We start from the raw sequence: 21666 nt of genomic DNA on the forward strand, positions 1-21666 counted from the left end.
TCAAATTCCTGTAGTTTGGTATTACAATCTTCATAGCGGCTCCCGGCCGTCCCCTTCCCTCTGAGTTATTCTGTATTCCGTATTAATAGCAGTTTATGTTTAAACCCTTCTGAACCATTAAGTTTGAAGTACTTGCGATGATGCTCATTAATCCACTTCTTTTATTTGCCTTTCAATAAAAATTGAAACACGTCATTTTCAGGTGGAAGATTACTAATCGTTTAAGTCTTCTTGGTATTTCCATAAGTTTGAAATATACAATACGCCGCTGATTTAGATCTAACTGATAAAGAACTATAAAAAAACCCGCTCAACCGGTGAGCGGGCTCTTCAATATTGGCGACCCATTATCCAATGGCATCGCATCGCGTTAGTTGCTTGGCACTAACGCATTTTTTCGTAAGATTACGCGTCTAAGATTGTTTTAAGTGTCTTACTTGGAGACATCGTTGCAAAAAGCTTATCTTCGTCTGGGTAGTAGTAACCGCCAATTTCTTGTGCGCTGCCTTGGGTCGCATCAATCTCAGCCAAGATATCATCAATTTTCGCTGATAGCTCTTCATAAACTGGCTTAAACTGCGCTGCAAGATCTGCATCTTCAGTTTGGTTCGCTACTTCTTCAGCCCAGTATAGACCCAGGTAAACATGGCTACCACGGTTGTCTAGCTGGCCCGCTTTACGTAGCGGAGACTTACCATTGTTAAGCAACTTCTCCGTTGCTTTATCAAGGGCTGTAGCAATAACTTTTGCTTTGGTGTTGCTGTGCTTGATAGCAACATCTTCAAGCGATACCGCAAGTGCCAAGAACTCACCGAGTGAGTCCCAGCGCAAGTGACCTTCTTCAACAAACTGCTGAACGTGCTTCGGTGCACTGCCGCCCGCGCCTGTCTCGTAAAGACCGCCTCCCGCCATTAACGGAACAATTGAGAGCATTTTAGCACTAGTACCAAGCTCAAGAATTGGGAACAAATCAGTTAGGTAGTCACGAAGAACGTTACCGGTTACTGAAATGGTATCAAGGCCACGAATTGCTCTTTCCATGCTGTAACGGATAGCGCGTACAGGAGACATAATTTGAATGTCTAAACCATTTGTATCGTGATCCTGAAGATACTTTTCAACTTTCTTGATAAGTTGCGCATCGTGAGCACGTTCGTCATCTAGCCAGAATACCGCAGGCATACCAGATTGACGAGAACGAGTTACCGCTAGCTTAACCCAATCTTGAATAGGTGCATCTTTCACCTGACACATGCGCCAGATATCGCCCTCTTCAACATCGTGAGAAATAAGAACGTTACCGTCTTGGTCAACAATTGATACCGCGCCGTCTGCTTCTAGCTCAAACGTTTTATCGTGTGAACCGTACTCTTCTGCTTTTTGCGCCATTAGACCAACATTAGGTACCGTACCCATAGTTGTTGGGTCGAATGCACCATGCGTTTTACAGAAGTTAACAACTTCTTGGTAAATGGTGGCGTAAGTACTTTCAGGAATAACTGCTTTAGTATCGTGTGCCTTTCCATCTGGTCCCCACATCTGGCCAGAGTTTCGGATCATAGCTGGCATAGACGCATCGACGATCACGTCACTTGGTACGTGTAGGTTAGAAATACCTTTGTCAGAGTTAACCATCGCAATTGGTGGACGGTCTGCATAGCATGCGTTAATGTCCTTTTGAATTTCAGAGCGCTGGCTTTCAGGTAGGGTTGAAATTTTGTCGTAAACACTACCAAGACCGTTGTTAGGGTTAACGCCTAACTCTTCGAAAAGGTCACCCCATTTGTCGAATAGGTCTTTATAGAACACTTTTACACAGTGACCGAACACGATTGGGTGAGACACCTTCATCATGGTTGCTTTCACGTGTAGAGAGAAAAGAATACCGGTATTTTTCGCATCTTCGATTTGCTCTTCGAAGAACTTACACAGTGCCTTTTTGCTCATGAACATGCCGTCGATAACTTCGCCAGCAAGCAGATCTACACGCGGCTTAAGGGTTTTCTTACTACCATCTTTGCCAGTAAATTCAATGCTAACGTAACCGTCTTTTTCTACCGTTACCGATTTTTCACCTGAATAGAAATCACCACCACGCATGTGCGCGACATGTGTACGAGAAGCTTGTGACCACTCGCCCATTGAATGAGGGTGTTTACGCGCATAGTTCTTAACCGCTGTTGGGGCACGACGGTCTGAGTTACCTTCACGCAATACAGGGTTTACTGCACTACCTAATACCTTACCATAACGTTCGCGAATTTCTTCGTCTTCCGCGCTCTTTGGTGAATCTGGGAATGCAGGAACGTTGAAACCCTTTGCATTAAGTTCTTTGATGGTTTCGCGAAGTTGGGGAATTGAGGCACTGATGTTTGGAAGCTTGATAATGTTAGCGTTCGGGTCTTGGGTCATCTCACCCAGTTCAGCTAACGCATCTGGCACTCTTTGTTCTTCAGAAAGATACTCTGGGAAATTTGCCAAAACACGCGCAGCAAGTGAGATATCGCTTAGCTCTACGTCGATATCTGCCGCTGCAGCGAACTTCTGGATGATTGGAAGCAATGAATAAGTCGCCAGCATTGGCGCTTCATCAGTCTTCGTGTAAATGATCTTAGACTTGGTCATTATATACCTCAATTTTTTCGACAGGGTACTGCCGTTTTAGTCCATTAGGTCGCAATGACCCGCAACAAATTTTAATGTCGCGCCCACAGTCATTGCGAAACGTATTTGATGTTTTCCACCTTTTGCTTATAAAAAGCACAAGGCCACTTGCTGTTTTCTTCCCCACATATTATTCAATTCCCTATGTTAGCAATATACATTTCAACGTCGTGTTTGCTGACTATTAAGCCAATAACTACATTAAAGTGCGATGTACAAGCAAGCCGGCTTATCACTGCTAAAACTGTCTAATAATTATGCAGGTATACTCTCTTATAAAATTGGGAGCGTTCAATAGTATAGGGTCGAAAGTTAGACTTACAAGTCATACCATTGTCTTAACACATAAGATCAATGAAATTATCGGCAAAGTTGGCGCCCCATATCATAAAATGGCAGACATTTTCTTAAGCGTAAGCGCTTCGTTTATCGTAAACTTGTGCTGAAATTTTATTAACCCAATCAAGCGAACTTCTCATGTCATCGAACGCTAAAGTCGTGCTTTTCAATAAGCCTTTCCAAGTACTCTCACAGTTTACCGACGCTGATGGAAGAGAAACCCTCAAAGACTATATCGATATACCTAATGTTTACGCCGCCGGACGATTAGACAGAGATTCTGAAGGCCTACTTGTGTTAACCAACGACGGTAAATTACAACACAAACTTGCTAATCCCGAGGCGAAAACAAGCAAGACCTACTGGGTACAAGTTGAAGGGGTAATGGACGAGAAGGCTATGCAATCTTTGCGCGAGGGGGTCGAATTAAAAGATGGAATGACGTTACCTGCCAAAGTTAAGTCCATGAATGAACCTAATGTATGGGAACGAAATCCCCCCGTGCGTTTCAGGCAGTCTATTCCTACGAGCTGGGTCTCTATAACCATTACTGAAGGGAGAAATCGACAAGTTCGTCGCATGACCGCACATGTTGGCTACCCTACTCTTCGGCTCATAAGATACCGAGTTGGTAACTGGACAATCGATGGTATTGAGAACGGTAAGTACATAAGCTTTTAATGTTTAAGTCCATAATCAGCGACATAAAACTCTAGGGGAGCGCTAAACTAGCGCACCCCGCAAGCGTTGATAAAAATGGCACATGACGATACTACAACACCGTGGTTCTTACTTGAATTTGCTTTTCAAGGCCTTACTTTCAACTCTACTGTGGGACGCGAATCTACCCATACATATTTAATTACTTATTCAGATAAGGATTAAATGTGAATTAGCTATCGTAATCTGATAAAATCCGCGTCCTCGAAATCGGGCCGACCAAGTAATGTCTTAAATCGAAATCCATCTGCGATTGGTCTTAGATACTTGCTCCATTTGATATGCGCTGTGCGACGCTATGAGTGAGTGTTATTTATGCCAATACAACATAAAGGTTTCCGACAATACTGGCTTCTTTTTTACTAAATAAATGAGTGTGCAAACCGCAGTGAGTGATATTGAATCTAACGCCAGCAAAAAAGTAATCGTCGGTATGTCCGGCGGTGTCGATTCGTCTGTTTCAGCTTACCTACTTCAACAGCAAGGTTATCAGGTTGAAGGTCTTTTCATGAAAAACTGGGAAGAAGACGATAACGATGAATACTGTGCAGCAGCAGATGACTTAAAAGATGCGCAAGCGGTTGCTGATAAACTTGGCATTGAATTACACACTATCAACTTTGCTGCTGAATACTGGGATAACGTGTTTGAGTATTTTCTAGAAGAATACAAAGCAGGCCGTACACCAAACCCCGATATTATGTGCAACAAAGAAATCAAGTTTAAAGCATTTCTCGAATTTGCAGCAGAAGATCTTGGCGCTGACTATATCGCTACCGGCCACTATGTGCGCCGACGTGAAGTGGATGGTAAGTGGCAGATGCTTCGAGGTCTGGATAACAACAAAGACCAAAGCTACTTCCTTTACACGTTAGGTGAAGAGCACGTAGCTAAAACGCTCTTTCCTGTAGGCGACATTGAAAAGCCACTGGTTCGCAAAATTGCTGAAGAGCAAGGTCTTATTACGCATGATAAGAAAGACTCTACGGGGATCTGTTTTATTGGCGAGCGTAAATTTAAGGATTTCCTAGCGCGCTATCTTCCAGCTCAACCAGGCGTTATAGAAACCGCAGAGGGCGAAGAAATTGGCCAACATGAAGGCTTGATGTATCACACATTGGGCCAGCGTAAAGGCCTACACATTGGTGGTATGGCAAAATATGGTGACGAGCCTTGGTATGTGGTAGATAAAGATGTTGCTCGCAATGTGCTCATTGTGGGTCAAGGAGCCGACCACCCTCGCCTTTACTCAAAAGGTTTGGTAGCCAAGCAGCTACACTGGGTAGATAGAAAGAGCATCACTGAACCTATGCGCGCTGTAGTTAAAACCCGTTATCGACAGGCTGATATACCTTGTACCATTACGCCGACGGACAATGACACTATAGAAGTTGTGTTCGATGAACCGCAAAAAGCGGTGACACCAGGTCAGTCGGCGGTGTTTTACAAGGATGAAGTATGCCTAGGTGGCGGTATTATTGAGAGTTACATTCGCTAATGCTAGATACCGACATAGAAAATAATCTCGCCCTAGCTGGGGTATGCCAAGCTGCTGCCTTAGTTCAGCAGCTTGCACGAAGAGGCTCAGCAGACAATGAGGCCATTGAGTCCAGCTTATCAAGCATACTTGTTACCGATCCAGAGACGCCACAGCAGGTATTTGGACAACTGAGCAACCTGAAAACAGGTTACACCACGCTTGCGGCGCAATTGTCAGATAAGCAAGCGACGAAAGATACAGAACTTACCCGTTACATTGCCAGCATTCTTGGCCTAGAAAGAAAGCTCGCGAGAAAACCAAAAGCTATGCAAGAGCTTGGCGAACGCATTTCTCATGTTCAGCGCCAGCTTGCTCATGTCGATTTTCAAAATCCACAAATTGTTGCCTCATTGGCGAGTATTTACAGCGATATCATCAGCCCTCTCGCCCCTCGTATTCAAGTTGCAGGCAACCCAGATTATTTAAGCCAACCTGCTACTCAGCACAAAGTCCGCGCACTATTACTAGCAGGCGTTAGGGCGGCGGTAATGTGGCGTCAAATGGGCGGCAAACGAAGAAACATTTTATTTAAACGCAAACACATTCTTAACAGTGCTGTTAAAGCACTACGATTAATAAACTAGTGAGGAGCTTAAGGTGGAACTGAGTCAGTTAACTGCAATTTCCCCTGTCGACGGTCGATATGCTGGCAAAAGCGTAGAACTACGCAGTATTTTCAGTGAGTACGGCTTATTAAAATACCGTGTAGAAGTAGAAGTACGTTGGTTACAAATGCTTTCTGCTAACCCACAAATTGAAGAAGTTCCTGCCTTTACAGATAAGTCAAACGCACTGCTTGACACAATAGTCGCTGAATTTAGCGTTGAAGATGCCATGCGCATCAAAGAAATTGAGCGTACTACAAACCATGATGTAAAAGCCGTTGAGTATTTCTTGAAAGAGAAAGTCGCCGACAACAGTGAGCTTTCAGCGGTAAACGAGTTCATCCACTTTGCTTGCACGTCTGAAGACATTAACAACCTTTCTCACGGTTTAATGCTCCGCGAAGCTCGCGAGACAGTTATCCTTCCTTACTGTGATAAGCTTATTGATGCGCTTATAGAACTTGCTAAGCGTTATCAAAACGTGCCTATGATGGCAAGAACACATGGTCAGCCTGCATCACCCACCACCATGGGTAAAGAAATGGCTAACGTGGCGGTGCGCTTAAAGCGTCAGCGTAGTCAAATAGCTGGCGTTGAACTGCTTGGTAAGATTAACGGCGCTGTAGGTAACTACAATGCGCATTTGTCAGCTTACAAAGATGTAGATTGGCACAAGGTTTCAGAAGAATTTGTTACCTCACTGGGTCTTACTTGGAACCCGTTCACAACACAAATCGAGCCCCACGACTACATTGCTGAAATGTTTGACGCTATTGCTCGCTTTAACACCATCCTCATCGATTTCGATCGCGATGTTTGGGGTTACATTGCGCTCGGTCACTTCAAGCAGAAAACTGTTGCTGGTGAGATTGGCTCTTCAACCATGCCACATAAAGTTAACCCAATCGATTTTGAAAACTCGGAAGGTAACTTAGGTTTGGCTAACGCTATCTTCGATCACTTGGCTGCAAAACTTCCTATTTCTCGCTGGCAGCGCGATCTTACTGACTCTACGGTACTTCGCAACCTAGGTGTAGGCGTGGGCTACGCGGTGATTGCTTATCAAGCAACATTGAAAGGCATTAGCAAATTGGAAGTTAACGAAAAAAGCCTGCTTAACGAGCTAGACAATAATTGGGAACTGCTTGCAGAGCCAATTCAGACCGTTATGCGTCGCTACGGTATTGAAAAGCCATACGAGAAGCTTAAAGAGCTAACCCGAGGTAAAAAAGTAAACGCAGAGGTTATTGCTGAGTTTATCGATAACTTAGACATGCCTGATGCTGCAAAAGCTGAATTAAAAGCATTATCGCCAGCAACGTATATTGGTGATGCAATCAGGCTAGTCGATCAGTTATAAGCATCATCGCTTTGTAGTACATTAAAAACGCGGTCACTGGGACCGCGTTTTTTTATTGTGGTCTTAGTAAGAGGCTTATTAAATACTGATCTGGAGCATGTAGATGGATTTACACAAAACATTGGGCTCATATAACCTTGCTCTTGATGCGCATCGCCGCCCTACATCAGCCCCATGTTCACAAATTTCAACAAAACCACTGGTAAAGCAAAACAAAAGTGTAAGCGCCAAGCACACTGTAAAAGCCGCCGTAGTTATCTTTTGCGATCTCTCTAAGTTTCAACAATTCACAGCGCAATATGGTGACATAACGTGTTCGAGTATTGTGGAGAGCCTATTTACACAGTTTGACGGCATTGCCTCACCTTTGCAGCTTACCCCTTTAAAAACCAATGGCGATCAGTACATCGCCGTGAGCTTTTGTGCCGACGATACCAGTTCTACTACTTCACTCTCCCGCTGCGTAAGGAATACCATTGAGTTTGCGTTAAAAGCGCGCAACCTTGTTAGTAGCAACCCCGTGCTCTTTTCGTCGTCCTGCCAGCTTCGGGTAGGTATTGCAACGGGCTCTGTGGTTGCTGGAGATTCTAACCGCTCGTTCGCAGGCTTCGATATTTGGGGTAGCACGGTTAACCAAGCTGCAATGCTAGAGCAATTCACTGCGCCAAACACAATTGCAGTATGCGCAAAGACCTACGGCTTGTTTTCAAAACACGCGTTTCACTCAGGCGTTACAGAAACCGATAACAGGACCAACGCAGCCCTGCACAATAGTCTCGCTGGACAACGTGACGACAAGTTACCGACATGCGAGACATACTTTAAAGACACATACTCGCAGAGTGTATTGTTTTATAGAACTCAGCTTCAAACCAAATCAACATCGTCAATTGCATACATTTGCTAAGAACTCATACTGCTAGCAGTAAGTCCAGGTTACTTATATTTTCTAATAGCGCGCTTTGTGTGCACAATTATCTTTGACTTCACCTGTTAATTTATAAAGGTTTTACTGCGGTAAGGTAGCAATCATGTTTTCAATAATCGATAATGCTAACGTAAAATTTCACCCCGCTATTTGCTCAAAGCTTACGTTTGTCGCATGTTTATTGTGCCCTATGTAAACCAGCAACAGCAGGTCGACACCATTACACTGCCTTACACAAAGAGATGCTATGCGCACTAACGACAACACGTATTTTATTGATGCACAAACTGGTAACGGCTTTAATGCAGAAACCTTCTTAAAGCACTACTGGCAGCAAAAACCTGTGGTGATAAAGCATTTTTTTCCAGATTTTTTTGACCCCATTGATGAAAACGATTTAGCGGGTCTCGCACAAGAATCTGAAATTGATGCGCGTATCATTAGCAATGTGCAAGGCAACTGGCATGTTGAACAGGGCCCTATCAGTGATTTTGATAACGCATGTCAGGGTAAGTGGACGCTGCTTGTTCAGGGAGTAGACAAATACGTACCCGACGTTGCGCCAATTCTTGATCCCTTTGCTTTTATTCCTAACTGGCGATTAGACGACTTGATGGTGAGTTTCGCCACAAACGGTGCAGGCGTGGGCGCTCATATCGACCAATACGATGTATTTCTTCTTCAAGGTAAAGGAAAAAGGCGCTGGCGAGTGGGTAAACCGGCAGAATACAAAGAAGTGTTTCCCCATCCGAAGTTAAGACAAATAGAAGGGTTCAACCCTGTCATAGATGTGGTGGTTGAGCCTGGCGATGTGGTTTATGTTCCACCAGGCTGGCCTCATGATGGTGAAACTGTGGAGGATAGTTTGACTTACTCAGTTGGCTATCGTGCACCCGACAATCTTCAGTTAGCGGAAAGTCTAGCCATGATGCTGGATAAAGGCGCCCATAATTATCGATTCACTGATGCGGGACGCACACTTCAAAGAAGCCGATCAGTAGTAAACCCAAGTGATGTTTCAGCGCTAAAACAGCAGCTTATCGACGCCATTAACGGCGAAGATTTTACGTTGGCACTTTTAGAAGCTATGAGCGAACAAGGTATACCCGAATATCCGCTAGAGAACGAGGTATCGCTAGAACAAGTTGCAAATGAGTTTGCTTCAGGTATTAGCTTTGTGCCGGCACCTGGCGTGCGTGCCCTAATTTGCGACGGAAAACGCGGTCTTCCCCGGGCCCTCTTCGTGAATGGAAGCCAATTTGAATTCGCGAAAAACGATCAAGAGTGGTTTGAAGTGTTGGCATCAGGTAGCGTTTTGAATGAAACATGCTGTCAAGATGCTCCCTCTTTTACATTTTTAAGAACCTTGACTACACTGATTAATAACGGTTATTGGGAATGGTTCGAGGCATAACAGGTACGTATGGCGTTTACTGTACACAACGTCGATTGGGAAAAGGATAAAAATCGACTTAAGGCATTGAGGGAACATGTATTCGTTCTAGAGTGGCGGGTACCCGAGTCAAGCGAGTTCGACGAGCACGACAGTTCAGCTTGCCACGTGCTTATAGTGGATGATAAAAACATTCCCATCGCCACGGGACGGCTGACAAAAAAAGGAGAACTGGGCCGCATAGCCGTCAAACGTAGCCATCGAACCCTTGTGGTGTACCGCTTACTCTTTGAAGCCTTATTAAATGTGGCCAAGAGAAACAACTGCCCAATCATAAAAGTCGTATGCACGTTAGAAAGCGTTTCATACCACCGTTCACTTGGATTTATCCCTGACGGTCAGGTGTTTATGGATGCAGGAGTACCACGACAAAGACTTAAATGTCCAGCAGAGCGTTTTCCCCTGCCGGACTTTACGCAGTTACATTAGTACTTCGAACAGGCGCGTTTAAAACTTACTACCTTCCTAATGCTCAGTTTAAACCCAAAAATCTGGAGTGTTTTGCATGGCAAATAAGCTTTCAGCACGGTTAACTAGCAGTTCCCCGAATGCCTTTTGACTGTCGTCCGCCCCTTCAGCGTTCATTAAGTTTTCAGCCTTAAGTTGCCAATGCATAGCGAAGTGACGCAATACTTCTTTAGCGTCTGTAGCATTTTCTACCGAAGTAAAATCTGTGGGTAGATCTCCACTGATTACCCAATAAAGCTTGCTATCCATCGCTCTAATTTTCCAGACGGCTAAATAAGGCATTAAGTAACGGCTTTCTTCAGTAATCACGGTGTCGAACAATACGCCATTTTCAGCTAGAAACTTATTTGCTTTCTGAAACTGCTCTCTTACCCAATTAGCCCGCTCTTCTTCGCTGATAGGTTGTCTTTCTTGTTGCTCAGCCATGTTCACTCTCTTTCTTGTCGTTATTTTAGTTGTGCGAACTTTTTAGTAATGCACGCATAATTTTGTACTGTAAGGGCATTAACATGTGTATCTTACCCCTTACAACTATCTTACTTTGTACTGCATTTCTACTGCGCTTTCCACAGCGAAGGCATCATTGTCTGCCCATTAGCAATCAAACGATTACTTATTCACCAATATTGTAAAAATCACGAGGTGCCTTTGTCTCTAAACAAATCCAGTACAAACATTTACATTTTTATTATTGGCAAACAAAGTAGGTTAAGCGACACTACATAAATAATTAGCCTTATAAGACGAGTTTAGACACATGCGTATACTAAGACTTACTCTTGGCGCAATACTATTTGCTGGCGGAATTGTTTTAACATTGCTCCCTGGCTCAATTCTCTTCGTTGTTGCCGGACTTGTTCTATTGAGCTATGACTGGCCTAGAGCCCGCCGATGGTTAAAGTACAGCCAACGAACCATGACGTTAGGCGCGCGTAAAATAGACCGATTCCTTCTTATGAGAAAACTTCGCTAATACCCACTTGAGCTAACGCGCGTGTGCTTTTTCGAGCATGACCTTGCCTACCATGTTCTTGAGTGCGCTATTGGCTTGAAACTACCAAGATTTCCTCATTATTTTGTCGCAGCAAGTTGGCAACTAAACTTATGTAAATGCGTAAAAATGCAATGCGTGTTAACGTAATCTAAAGTATTAATTGCGAAGCCTTTAACAATAAAAATAGTGGCGTATATCTCTGTATGCTCAGCATCTTTGATAGTTCGTATCATCAGGCAATGTAACCGTATAGATATGATTTTGTGTTATGCGTTTAAATACGCTGCACTGTTTGGGTAGGCCAATTTTAATCAATCTGGTCCTAAACATATCTTTCGCTTACCTATGGAGACAAGACCATGATCACGTTTACCGTTAATGGTAACAAACACGAATTTTCTGGTGACCCATCAACACCCGTGTTGTGGTACCTTCGTGACGAATTAAATCTTACGGGACCTAAGTTTGGCTGCGGTATGGCACAGTGCGGTGCATGTACGGTTCATATCGACGGTATGGCGCAGCGTTCTTGCGTATTGCCAGTATCAGCCGTTCAGGGTAAGAAAATCACCACTATTGAAGGGCTAAGCGAGAATGGCGACCACCCGGTTCAAAAAGCATGGGTAGAGCATAAAGTGCCGCAGTGTGGATTCTGCCAATGCGGGCAAATCATGCAGGCGGCGAGTTTGTTATCCACCAACCCAACACCAAGCGACGAAGAAATTGTTCAGAACATGTCTGGCAACATCTGTCGTTGTGGAACCTACCCTCGCATTCACAAAGCTATTAAGGCTGCGTCGAAGTCCATGAGTAGCAATGCAGGTGTTAGCTACTTCGACCCAAGCCAAATGGGAGAAGAAGCATGAGCGAGAATACCTATTTTGATATGAATCGTCGCAGCTTTTTGAAATCCACAGCAGCGGCAGGCGCCTTGGTTCTTGGCACCTATTTTGTGGGCAGTGCGCCACGAGCGATGGCTGGCGTTTTGGCGAAACCAGCTGAAAACGCAAAGCGTGCAAACTTATTTATAGCACTTCGCCCTGACGGCATGGTTGAAGTAACCTGTCATCGCAGTGAGATGGGTCAACAGATCCGTACCGCAATAGCGCAAATAGTCGCAGACGAAATGGAAGCTTCTTGGGACAAAGTGATTGTTATTCAGGGTAAAGGCGACCCTAAATACGGTGACCAAAACACGGATGGCTCTCGCAGTATTCGCTTTAATATGCAGCGTCTACGTGAAATGGGCGCAAGCGTACGCTATATGATGCAACACGCTGCAGCAAAACGTTGGGGTGTTGAGCCAAATACCTGTGTTGCCGCGCAGCATGTGGTCACACACACATCAGGTAAAACCCTGGCCTATAAAGACTTAATAGACGATGCGCTTACCATTACGCCGCCAGAAGCAGATAAGCTGAAGCTAAAAGACAGAAAAGAGTGGCGTTATATCAATACAGGTATGGCGCATATCGACCTTCAAGATATCGTTACCGGTAAAGCCACGTTTGCAGCTGATGTTCGTGAACCTAAAGCGCTTGTTGCAATCATTGAACGCCCACCTGTAGTGGGCGGTAAGGTAAAAAGCGTTAACGCAGAAAAAGCAAAAGCAGTTAAAGGTGTCGTCGACATTATTGAAATACCTGCGCCGAAAGGTGCGCCTCAGTTCCAACCGAAAGGTGGCATAGCTGTCATTGCTAACAACACATGGGCTGCGTGGCAGGGCCGCAAAGCGCTAGAAGTCACCTGGGATGACGGAGCAAACGGCGACTATAACTCAGAAAGCTTTAAAGAGCAGTTGCTTAGCACGGTAAATGCCCCCCAAGCCCTTGTTAGAGAAAAAGGTGACGCGCTAAGTGTTTTAGAAAAGGCCAGCGACAAGCTTGTTGCTGACTATTATGTGCCGCATCTTGCTCAAGCGCCGATGGAGCCACCATGCGCTACAGCCATGTACTACAAAGACCGCGTAGACGTGTGGGCCGCAACGCAAAACCCACAAGCTGACATGGAAACGGTAGGCGCCATGGTTGGCATGGACAAAGAAAAAATCAACGTTCACGTTACCATGTTAGGCGGTGCATTCGGACGTAAGTCTAAACCTGATTTCTCTGCTGAAGCGGCATACCTTTCAATGAAAACGGGTAAACCAATTCGCGTTCAATGGACCCGTGAAGATGATATTCAGCACGGTTTCTATCACGCAGTCTCTGCTCAGCACGTTGAAGCAGCCCTTGATGAAAATGGAAAAATTGACGCTTATCTCCACAGAACCGCGTTTTCACCGATTGCCTCTACCTTTCAAGAAGGTGCTAACGCGCCGTTCAGCTTTGAATTAGATTTGGGCTTTACAGACAACCCTATTCTTACGCCAAACATGAAGTTAGAGCGCGGTGAAGCCCCCGCCAAAGCGCGTATAGGATGGATGCGTTCCGTATCAAACATCTTCCATGCGTTTGCGGTTCAGTCGTTCATTAATGAAGCGGCGCACAAAGCAGGCAAAGATTCGAAAGACTACTTGTTAGAAGTTATCGGCCCTGACCGAATTTTGGATGTCACCGAACAGAAAGCCGAGTACAACAACTATTGGGGCGATAAGTCGGTCTATCCATTAGACACAGGCCGCCTACGTAACGTTATCGAAAAAGTGTCGGACATGGCTGGCTGGGGTCGAGAGATGCCTCAAGGGCGCGGCTTAGGCATTGCCGCACACCGCAGCTTCTTAACTTACGTAGCCACTGTGGTTGAAGTAGAAGTGACTGAGACTGGCGATCTTAATGTTATTAAGTCTTGGGTTGCCATTGATGCAGGTACAGTGGTGAACACCGATACCGTTAAGAACCAAACCCAGGGTGGTTCGGTGTACGGTATCACTACCGCTATCAGTGACGGTATTACCTTCGACAAAGGCCGTGTACAGCAAAGTAACTTCCACAACTATCGTGTACCGCGCATGAGCGATTCACCGTTAGACGTTGAAGTAGAAATAGTTGAAAGCGATGCACCACCTGCTGGTGTAGGCGAACCGGCAACACCGGTATACGCGCCAGCACTTTGTAATGCTATATTTGCAGCATGTGGTAAGCGTATTCGTCAGTTACCTATCGGAAACCAGCTAAAGGCCTAATGGTAGAAGTACTAAGGCCTAAAAACTGAGCCACTTGCCAGCACCGCAAATTAAACGTCAAAGCGGTGCTTGTAATTCAGTAAAAAAGGGTAGACACAACATGTGTTTACCCTTTTTTTATGAATGTACCTATGTGACATCTTCAGCTTCAAGTATAACGATGGCTTGGGTTTATTCCCTTATTTTCACAGTAATAATAAACCCAAATCCTAATCAAATGATTCAGGGAATAGTTGAAAACTTTTAAGGATGAGAGAAAAGGCAATAACGGTTGTAGATACTCAGGCAGAAACATGCGACGGAGATGATGACGCACGCAACGAAAAAATGGATAGAAATACCATAACTTGCATAAGTAAAAACTGCGCATATTAGACCGATTGTGAATTACACTAGCGCTGCTTAACAAAGGGTTCTTATATTGCTGATTACAGGTTGGTCAAAAAACGTGAATCGATAAGCAATTTTTGTTTCCTTCCCTGCGCCCAAAATACTGCTAACGTTACGTAATTACACTAGCACATCGAAGGCAATGCGAAAGAAACACAATGCTTTGTAGATAAGCCATAGAAAATGAAAATGAAAGTAATAATGTAAACTTTCAAAAAATCATTTCATACCCACACAAAAACTCGGACTACTTGCGCCCGAGCACATCAACTCCGCATTTATTCGTAGTTGCGTTCCATCCACATCAACTGCATTTTTAGTTCGTTAATTTCCTTTTGCGCTTCCGCCAGCAGCTCTGCCGCAGAGCGTGATTGCATAACATTTTCTTCAGAAGTATTTACTGAAACTGTGCTGTCATTATGTGCCATAAGAGTTCAACCAAGTTAATTATTAATCTAAGATTCAATGTGAAAGTCACTTTGTAATATTACATTTTTAATTACATAAAGTCATGTCATCAGTGGAAAAAATCGTATAGTTTTGCTAAATAACCATAGTTTTTTTAAGGAATGTATTACTGACACAGAACAGTTTTGAATCGCTTCAATGCGTTACGTTACCCAGAAAAAAAAAGAGACTAAAAAGTCTCTTTAATCATCGCATTCGCGTTGTAACTAAGTCAGATCATTGCCCGTTTGATTCGGGCATCTAACGTGTGGTTAACCGTGCTTTTCAGCAAGGTAGAGCCATGTCTCTACAACCGTGTCTGGGTTGAGTGATACCGAGTCGATACCTTCATCTACCAACCACGCCGCGAAATCTTCGTGATCAGACGGGCCTTGACCACAAATACCTACGTACTTGCCACGTTTCTTCGCTGCTCGGATTGCCATTGAAAGTAATGCTTTTACTGCCTCATCACGTTCATCAAACAAGTGAGCAATTAAGCCACTGTCCCGGTCTAATCCTAGCGTCAGCTGTGTTAAGTCGTTAGAGCCAATTGAGAAGCCATCAAAAATGTCTAGGAACTGATCGGCAAGTAGCGCGTTCGATGGTAGTTCACACATCATAATAACGCGAAGACCATCTTCACCCTTCTTAAGTCCCTGCTCTTCTAGTAGCTCTATAACCCTACGACCTTCTTCTAAAGTGCGAACAAACGGGATCATAATCTCAACGTTAGTTAAGCCCATTTTATTACGAACGCGCTTGATAGCCTCACACTCTAGTGCGAAACAATCGCGGAAGTCTTCAGAGATATAACGGCTTGCACCACGAAAGCCCAACATTGGGTTTTCTTCATCAGGCTCATACTGATAACCACCGACCAAGTTGAAATATTCGTTCGATTTAAAATCTGACATACGAACAATAACTTTTTCAGGTGAGAATGCAGCCCCAATCGTCGCAATACCTTCTACTAATTTCTCGATATAGTATTCCGTTGGCGACTCGTAGCCTGCGATCATGTCGTTAATTTCTTCTTTCAACTCTTCAGGTTGACTGTCGAAATTAAGTAGCGCTTTAGGGTGAACACCAATCATTCGGTTAATAATGAATTCAAGGCGAGCAAGACCAACACCTGCGTTGGGTAAGCGAGCGAAATCAAACGCGCGGTCTGGATTACCCACATTCATCATAACTTTAAGCGGTAGGTCTGGCATCGCGTCAATACGTGATGTCACAACATCAAACTCAAGCTCATCGCCATAAATAAAACCGGTATCACCTTCCGCGCAAGACACAGTTATTTTGTCACCGGTTTGAATGCTATCAGTCGCGTTACCGCAACCGACAACCGCAGGAATGCCTAGTTCACGCGCAATGATTGCCGCGTGACACGTACGGCCGCCACGGTTGGTTACAATGGCAGATGCCTTTTTCATGATAGGCTCCCAATCTGGGTCTGTCATGTCAGTAACCAATACATCACCCGCTTGAATTTTGTCCATTTCTTCAATTGAGTCTAAGACTTTCGCGACGCCAGCACCTATCTTGTGACCAATTGCACGGCCTTCACACACGATGTTGCTTTGACCTTTCAGTTGGAAACGCTCTATGCTTTGCGAGTCTTCACGGCTACGTACCGTTTCAGGGCGAGCCTGAACAATGTAAAGTTTGCCGTCTGCGCCATCTTTCGCCCATTCAATGTCCATAGGGCGCTTGTAGTGGTTTTCAATAATTTGTGCCTGCTTCGCTAGTTCCATTACTTCGTCGTCAGTCAATGAGAACGTTTTGCTATCAGCGGCATCAATATCAACGATAGACACTTGCTTACCATGTGCTTGATCGTCTGAGTACACCATTTTGGTAAGCTTGCTACCTAGGTTGCGACGAACGATGGCCGGTAACCCCTTATCTAAGGTTGGCTTATGTACGTAGAATTCGTCAGGGTTAACCGCACCCTGCACCACCATTTCGCCTAGTCCAAATGAGCTGGTAATAAATACTACGTCTTCAAAGCCAGACTCTGTATCAATGGTGAACATAACGCCTGACGACGCGATATCACTGCGCACCATACGCTGAATACCCGCGGAGAGCGCTACGCCTTTGTGGTCGTAACCTTGGTGTACGCGGTAAGAAATGGCGCGGTCGTTGAAAAGTGATGCGAACACGTGCTTAATTGCCACAAGCACAGCTTCATAACCTTTAACGTTGAGGAAAGTTTCTTGTTGGCCAGCGAACGACGCATCAGGCATATCTTCAGCAGTCGCAGATGAACGTACAGCAAATGATGCTTCTTCGCCTGCATCGCCTTGAAGGGTCACAAACGCCGTTTTGATCTCTTCTTCTAGTTTCCCTTGAAAAGGCGTGTCGATGATCCACTGGCGAATGTTCTTGCCCGCTTCAGACAGCGCATTCACATCGTCTACATCTAACGAGTCTAATACTTCATGGATCCTTGCTTCCAAGCCGCTTTGCTCTAGAAACTCATTGAATGCTTCAGCGGTAGTTGCAAAGCCGCCCGGCACCTGCACTCCGGCGTTAGCCAGGTTTGAAATCATCTCGCCTAATGATGCATTTTTGCCGCCTACGCGACCCACATCATGCATGCCCAGTTCTTGATACCAAAGTACGTATTCTTGCACAGCCCAAGCCTCCAGCTTTTTTATGTGTAGGGTATGAGGTACGCTTCAGGTTTGTGCTTTTTATTACCTGAAACACATCAAATTCTCGTCGATTGGTGGTGAATCCCACCGTTACCCATGTTCATTCAGTATGACGGCAAATAGGTTGATATTTGTCGCCATTCACAAGAACCGTGTAGCTTTTCGACGAAATCATCTTAGAATGGGGGAATTCGGAATGTAAACCCTTTATTAATTTTGTAATTAAATTACACCAATGTTAAGGAATTGTTGTGCGCACAGCTTTTTATATATCAGATGGTACCGCCATTACAGCAGAGGTCTTCGGCCACGCCCTGCTTTCACTCTTCCCTGTTTCTTTTAATCACAACACCATCCCTTTCGTTGAAACTGAAGAACAAGCTCATAAAGTTTTGCAGCAAATTTCTGAAAGTTTTCAAGACACCGGGGAAAGGCCGCTCGTTTTTTATACAATTGTGAATGTAGATGTACGCAAGATTATCTCTAAGTCTGTGGGTATTAACTATAATTTCCTCGACCAATTTGTGGCTCCCCTCGAAAAAGTGTTGGGTGTACCTTCTAAACCTGAAAAGCATCGCACACACAGTATTCATGAAACCACCTACGACATCAGAATAGAAGCGGTAAACTACGCGCTGGCCAATGATGATGGCTCCAACCTAAAAGATTACGATGAAGCCGACATCATCCTTACTGGCGTTTCTCGGTCTGGAAAGACCCCAACGAGCCTTTATTTAGCCCTTCAATACGGAATAAAAGCAGCAAACTACCCGTTTACCGAAGAAGATATGGGCGACATGCTGAAACTCCCCCCTGCGTTACGCCGGTTTAAGCACAAACTGTTTGGATTAACCATCGCGGCCGATAGGCTTCATCAAATACGTTCGGAGCGACGTGCAAACAGCAAATATGCGTCTTTACCACAATGCCGAATGGAGCTTCGAGAAGTAGAAAACCTATATCGGAAAGAAAAAATCCCGTTTCTAAATAGCACTAAATATTCGATTGAAGAAATTTCGGCAAAGATATTGGCTGAAACGGGTCTTAAACGTCGTAAATATTAGGGCACGCATTGCCGGTTTTTTGTATCGTGCCTAACCAACTCACTTGTCAGCGTCAACGCAAGGTAAGACATCGTCGGTACACATATTTCAAATTATGTTCGGCAAGCGACTAATTAACCGATAACTTTTTGATAAAAGTGTTACTGTATAACGTCATGAAGTCTTTAAGTTTGAGAAACACATATGTTTACTGATGAAATGGTTCACACTGCACTTTCTACTTGGTGCGATAACGTAGTTAAAGTAGGAAAAGTACACAAGGAAGGTGGAGATGTTGAGGCTTTTTCGCTTCAAGTGCTATCGGATAACTATGATTATGACAATGGCAAAGTGTTGTTTAAACCGACACTAACGTTCGGCCAGCAAACTTTTCGCCCTACCAAAGAAGGGGCTTTATCTTATTTCGTAGGTGGCAATAGTGATTACCCTAACGACAGTGGCTTTAAGTTAAAACCTTGGGTGAAAGTATGGTACAGCAAAGAAGATTTTATTCTTCACGGTGACCTTGCGATTGTTCAATGCAATGTTCACTTTATCGGAGAAGATGACAGCCACATTTTTGTAAACAAGAGCTTTGTTTTTAAACAGTGCGACGACGGTAAGATAAGAATTATTCTTCACCAATCTTCTTTACCGTTTCAGCCATAGTTCGACTTTAAGCGCTATGGGTAATAGCCTAGATTACCGTTGCTTGATAAAAATCGTTTAGCCGGCACTTATAAAAGATGGGTCAGGTTCGTAAAACACGACCCATTCTCTTCTTGCCGGCTAATTCAGCTAACCAAGTGAACAGCGTGCTCGCCACTCAGATTATTAACTAACGTTGAACATATCCTTTAGTTCGCTCAAATTAGATTCAAAGGGTTCCCACTGTCCCATTCCCGTTTTGTAAATAGGCTGACGGACCTGCTCAGAACTCGGTGTTTTTATTACGCGCTTGGTTTTATGAAATGCTAAGCACGCTTCTTCAAACTCTAGGCCACAAAAGTCTAATAGACGTCTAACCTGCCCTTCTAAATCATCTAACACATCTTCATGTTGTACTGTCAGAATTTCGCCTGGCAACACTTTATTCCAGTGGTCCATTAGCTTTTCATAGGCTTTATAATACCGGCCAATATCAGTCAGGGAGTAGCTAAATTCTTGCCCATCACCAAACAACTGTTTAAAGCCGCTAAAACAGCAGTCCATTGGGTTTCTTCGCGCGTCGATAATTTTAGCGTTGGGCAGGATCTTTTTAATAAGCCCAATATGAATGAAATTGTTAGGCATTTTATCAATAAAGAACGGCGCGCCTTGTCGATAGGCTTGGGTCTGCTGAATATATTGCTCACCGAGTTTTACCAGCGTATCTTCAGACAATGCTGACACGTTTAACGGGTAAGGCGTAGACTGATGGCTGATTGACGACGCGATTCCTAATACATCGTGCAGTTCCATAGTGCCGTCGACTTGAGAATGCGACGCTAAAATTTGCTCAAGGAGTGTTGAACCAGCACGAGGAAGACCAACAATAAAAATAGGATCGGGCGCTTGGCAGCCTTTTGGTTTGTGGAAGCTTTCCTTAGTAAAAGCCTGCTGCTGAGCCTGTAATGCCTTCTCTGTTTTAACTATATCGAACTGTAGCGTACGCTTTTTAAGTTTATTGCCGCGCTCATAGTACTCAAACGCGCGGGTGGCGTTCGCACTGTCTTCAAACCCCTTTCCTAAAGCAAAGCAAATATGAACTTCATCATCCAATTTTGTCGCTTCAGAATCTACCAACGAGACCATTTTCCTTAGTAATTCATCACTAAAACGATAGGTCTTCGTATTGGCTAGGCTCCAATACGCATCGCCAAAGTCCTTTTGAAATAAAATGGCTTTCTCATAAGCCTTTATCGCATCGCCAATATCACCTTTAGCTTTTAGGGCATGTCCTTGTGCCACCCAAACTGCCGGCCTATCTTCGTTCTCTCTAAGAAGCCCTTGATAGATGTCAATTGCCTGCTCTAGTTCGCCAACACCAACGAGTGCATGAGCCAAGCCTACTTTCACGGTGAAGTTATCAGGTGCGTATTTCAGTCGCTGTTTCGCAACGGCTGCGGCATCAGGGAACTTTCCAAGCTTAGACAAAAGGCTTTGGTAGGCAGCGGCAGCTCTATCATTTTCTGGGTATAGCGTTACACAGCTTTCTAATAAAAATTCAGCGTCGCTATAAACTTTTAATTGAATACCAATTTCAGCAAGCAACATCATTGCTTCTGGATGATGCTCATGACCGGCTAGAAATTGTCGACACACTTGTTCGGCTTTGTGCAATTGCCCTTCGTGCATTAAATCTGTAGCGCCTAGTAACGGCTTGGGTAACGATGTGAGAAATGCAATTTGCTGCTGACAAAGCGCGAGCGCTTGTGGTTGATTATCTGCCTTGTACACTTTTTCAAGCTGGAGCCAGGCAGTTAATAAAGCAGGGTTAAATCGTGTAGCCTGATAAAAACTATGGGCAGCCTTTTTGCTGTCAGAGGCTAAATAGCAATAGCCCAGCTCTTGATAAGCGCGAGCATAATTGGGAACGTAAGCAATCAGTTCATTTAACGTTTCGATGGCGCTGTTTACATCAGCCCATAGACGGTATGCCACGGCTTTTAAATAAAGCACCTCTTTAAGGGTGTTTTGGCTTACCCCCAACTGTTCTTTAGCGCGTAGTAGTATGTCATTGCACCCAGAAATGACGGCCTGATGCTGTGATTGCATAAGCCACTGCTTTAACTGCTGTATTTCTTTTTGTTCTTCTAGTGTCATTAAAAACGCCTGCTTTAAATTCAGCGTAAAATAAAAAACGGCGAACTCAGAGAGTTAGCCGTTTTAAACTTGAGGCCGTGCAGCTTTCAAATGATAAAAACACGGAAAGCGCATTGCCTC

At 44.3% G+C, this 21666-nt stretch carries 17 protein-coding genes; 12 read left to right on the forward strand and 5 right to left on the reverse strand.

What is annotated here, in order from left to right; translation table 11 throughout:
- Window positions 1–405 precede the first annotated feature (405 nt).
- A complete protein-coding gene (locus tag JC525_RS15645; protein WP_198816657.1) occupies window positions 406–2625 on the reverse strand; it encodes an NADP-dependent isocitrate dehydrogenase in 2220 nt (739 codons plus the stop codon).
- Between the two features lie 516 nt (window positions 2626–3141).
- On the opposite strand from JC525_RS15645, the gene JC525_RS15650 reads away from it, so the two are divergent.
- The 7 genes from JC525_RS15650 (at window position 3142) to JC525_RS15680 (ending at window position 10038) form a co-directional block, all read left to right on the forward strand.
- The gene (locus tag JC525_RS15650) at window positions 3142–3684 is read left to right on the forward strand and encodes a pseudouridine synthase (RefSeq protein WP_198816658.1); all 543 of its coding nucleotides are present in this window, start codon (window positions 3142–3144) and stop codon (window positions 3682–3684) included.
- A 427-nt stretch (window positions 3685–4111) separates the two neighbouring features.
- On the forward strand, window positions 4112–5221 hold the full coding sequence (gene mnmA / locus JC525_RS15655; protein WP_332874123.1) for a tRNA 2-thiouridine(34) synthase MnmA: 1110 nt from the start codon (window positions 4112–4114) through the stop codon (window positions 5219–5221).
- Window positions 5221–5847 carry a high frequency lysogenization protein HflD gene (gene hflD, locus JC525_RS15660; protein WP_198816660.1) on the forward strand — a complete coding sequence of 209 codons (627 nt, stop codon included), beginning with the start codon at window positions 5221–5223 and terminating at the stop codon, window positions 5845–5847. The genes mnmA and hflD overlap by 1 nt, the downstream gene beginning before the upstream one ends.
- 13 nt (window positions 5848–5860) lie before the next feature.
- Window positions 5861–7228, forward strand: coding sequence for an adenylosuccinate lyase (gene purB, locus JC525_RS15665; protein ID WP_198816661.1), 1368 nt, complete (start codon window positions 5861–5863; stop codon window positions 7226–7228).
- A 103-nt stretch (window positions 7229–7331) separates the two neighbouring features.
- Window positions 7332–8135 carry an adenylate/guanylate cyclase domain-containing protein gene (locus JC525_RS15670; protein ID WP_198816662.1) on the forward strand — a complete coding sequence of 268 codons (804 nt, stop codon included), beginning with the start codon at window positions 7332–7334 and terminating at the stop codon, window positions 8133–8135.
- Window positions 8136–8403: 268 nt separating this feature from the next.
- Complete coding sequence (locus JC525_RS15675; RefSeq protein ID WP_198816663.1) at window positions 8404–9570, forward strand: cupin domain-containing protein; 1167 nt, start codon at window positions 8404–8406, stop codon at window positions 9568–9570.
- Between the two features lie 9 nt (window positions 9571–9579).
- The gene (locus tag JC525_RS15680; RefSeq protein ID WP_198816664.1) at window positions 9580–10038 is read left to right on the forward strand and encodes a GNAT family N-acetyltransferase; all 459 of its coding nucleotides are present in this window, start codon (window positions 9580–9582) and stop codon (window positions 10036–10038) included.
- A 48-nt stretch (window positions 10039–10086) separates the two neighbouring features.
- On the opposite strand, the gene JC525_RS15685 is transcribed toward JC525_RS15680, so the two are convergent.
- On the reverse strand, window positions 10087–10503 hold the full coding sequence (locus JC525_RS15685) for a DUF4826 family protein (RefSeq protein WP_198816665.1): 417 nt from the start codon (window positions 10501–10503) through the stop codon (window positions 10087–10089).
- Window positions 10504–10834: 331 nt separating this feature from the next.
- On the opposite strand from JC525_RS15685, the gene JC525_RS15690 reads away from it, so the two are divergent.
- The 3 genes from JC525_RS15690 to JC525_RS15700 all read left to right on the forward strand — a co-directional run bounded on the left by JC525_RS15690 (window position 10835) and on the right by JC525_RS15700 (window position 14195).
- Window positions 10835–11050 (forward strand): PGPGW domain-containing protein, encoded by a 216-nt coding sequence (locus JC525_RS15690; RefSeq protein ID WP_198816666.1) that lies wholly within the window; start codon window positions 10835–10837, stop codon window positions 11048–11050.
- A gap of 380 nt (window positions 11051–11430) precedes the next feature.
- On the forward strand, window positions 11431–11937 hold the full coding sequence (locus tag JC525_RS15695) for a (2Fe-2S)-binding protein (RefSeq protein WP_198816667.1): 507 nt from the start codon (window positions 11431–11433) through the stop codon (window positions 11935–11937).
- Window positions 11934–14195, forward strand: coding sequence for a molybdopterin cofactor-binding domain-containing protein (locus tag JC525_RS15700; RefSeq protein WP_198816668.1), 2262 nt, complete (start codon window positions 11934–11936; stop codon window positions 14193–14195). The genes JC525_RS15695 and JC525_RS15700 overlap by 4 nt, the downstream gene beginning before the upstream one ends.
- A gap of 668 nt (window positions 14196–14863) precedes the next feature.
- Here the strand turns inward: JC525_RS15700 and JC525_RS15705 are convergent.
- Both JC525_RS15705 and ppsA read right to left on the reverse strand, forming a co-directional pair.
- The gene (locus tag JC525_RS15705; RefSeq protein WP_198816669.1) at window positions 14864–15013 is read right to left on the reverse strand and encodes a hypothetical protein; all 150 of its coding nucleotides are present in this window, start codon (window positions 15011–15013) and stop codon (window positions 14864–14866) included.
- Between the two features lie 291 nt (window positions 15014–15304).
- Entirely contained in the window at window positions 15305–17677 is a 2373-nt protein-coding gene (gene ppsA / locus JC525_RS15710) for a phosphoenolpyruvate synthase (protein ID WP_198816670.1), read from the reverse strand.
- Between the two features lie 272 nt (window positions 17678–17949).
- On the opposite strand from ppsA, the gene ppsR reads away from it, so the two are divergent.
- Complete coding sequence (gene ppsR / locus JC525_RS15715) at window positions 17950–18762, forward strand: posphoenolpyruvate synthetase regulatory kinase/phosphorylase PpsR (protein WP_105931135.1); 813 nt, start codon at window positions 17950–17952, stop codon at window positions 18760–18762.
- A gap of 183 nt (window positions 18763–18945) precedes the next feature.
- Entirely contained in the window at window positions 18946–19410 is a 465-nt protein-coding gene (locus JC525_RS15720; RefSeq protein WP_198816671.1) for a hypothetical protein, read from the forward strand.
- Between the two features lie 165 nt (window positions 19411–19575).
- Here the strand turns inward: JC525_RS15720 and JC525_RS15725 are convergent, their stop codons facing one another.
- Window positions 19576–21546 carry a tetratricopeptide repeat-containing sulfotransferase family protein gene (locus JC525_RS15725; RefSeq protein ID WP_198816672.1) on the reverse strand — a complete coding sequence of 657 codons (1971 nt, stop codon included), beginning with the start codon at window positions 21544–21546 and terminating at the stop codon, window positions 19576–19578.
- Window positions 21547–21666: the final 120 nt, after the last annotated feature.

It is taken from the genome of Alteromonas sp. IB21, from assembly GCF_016405965.1.
In the GTDB taxonomy this organism is placed as follows: domain Bacteria; phylum Pseudomonadota; class Gammaproteobacteria; order Enterobacterales; family Alteromonadaceae; genus Alteromonas.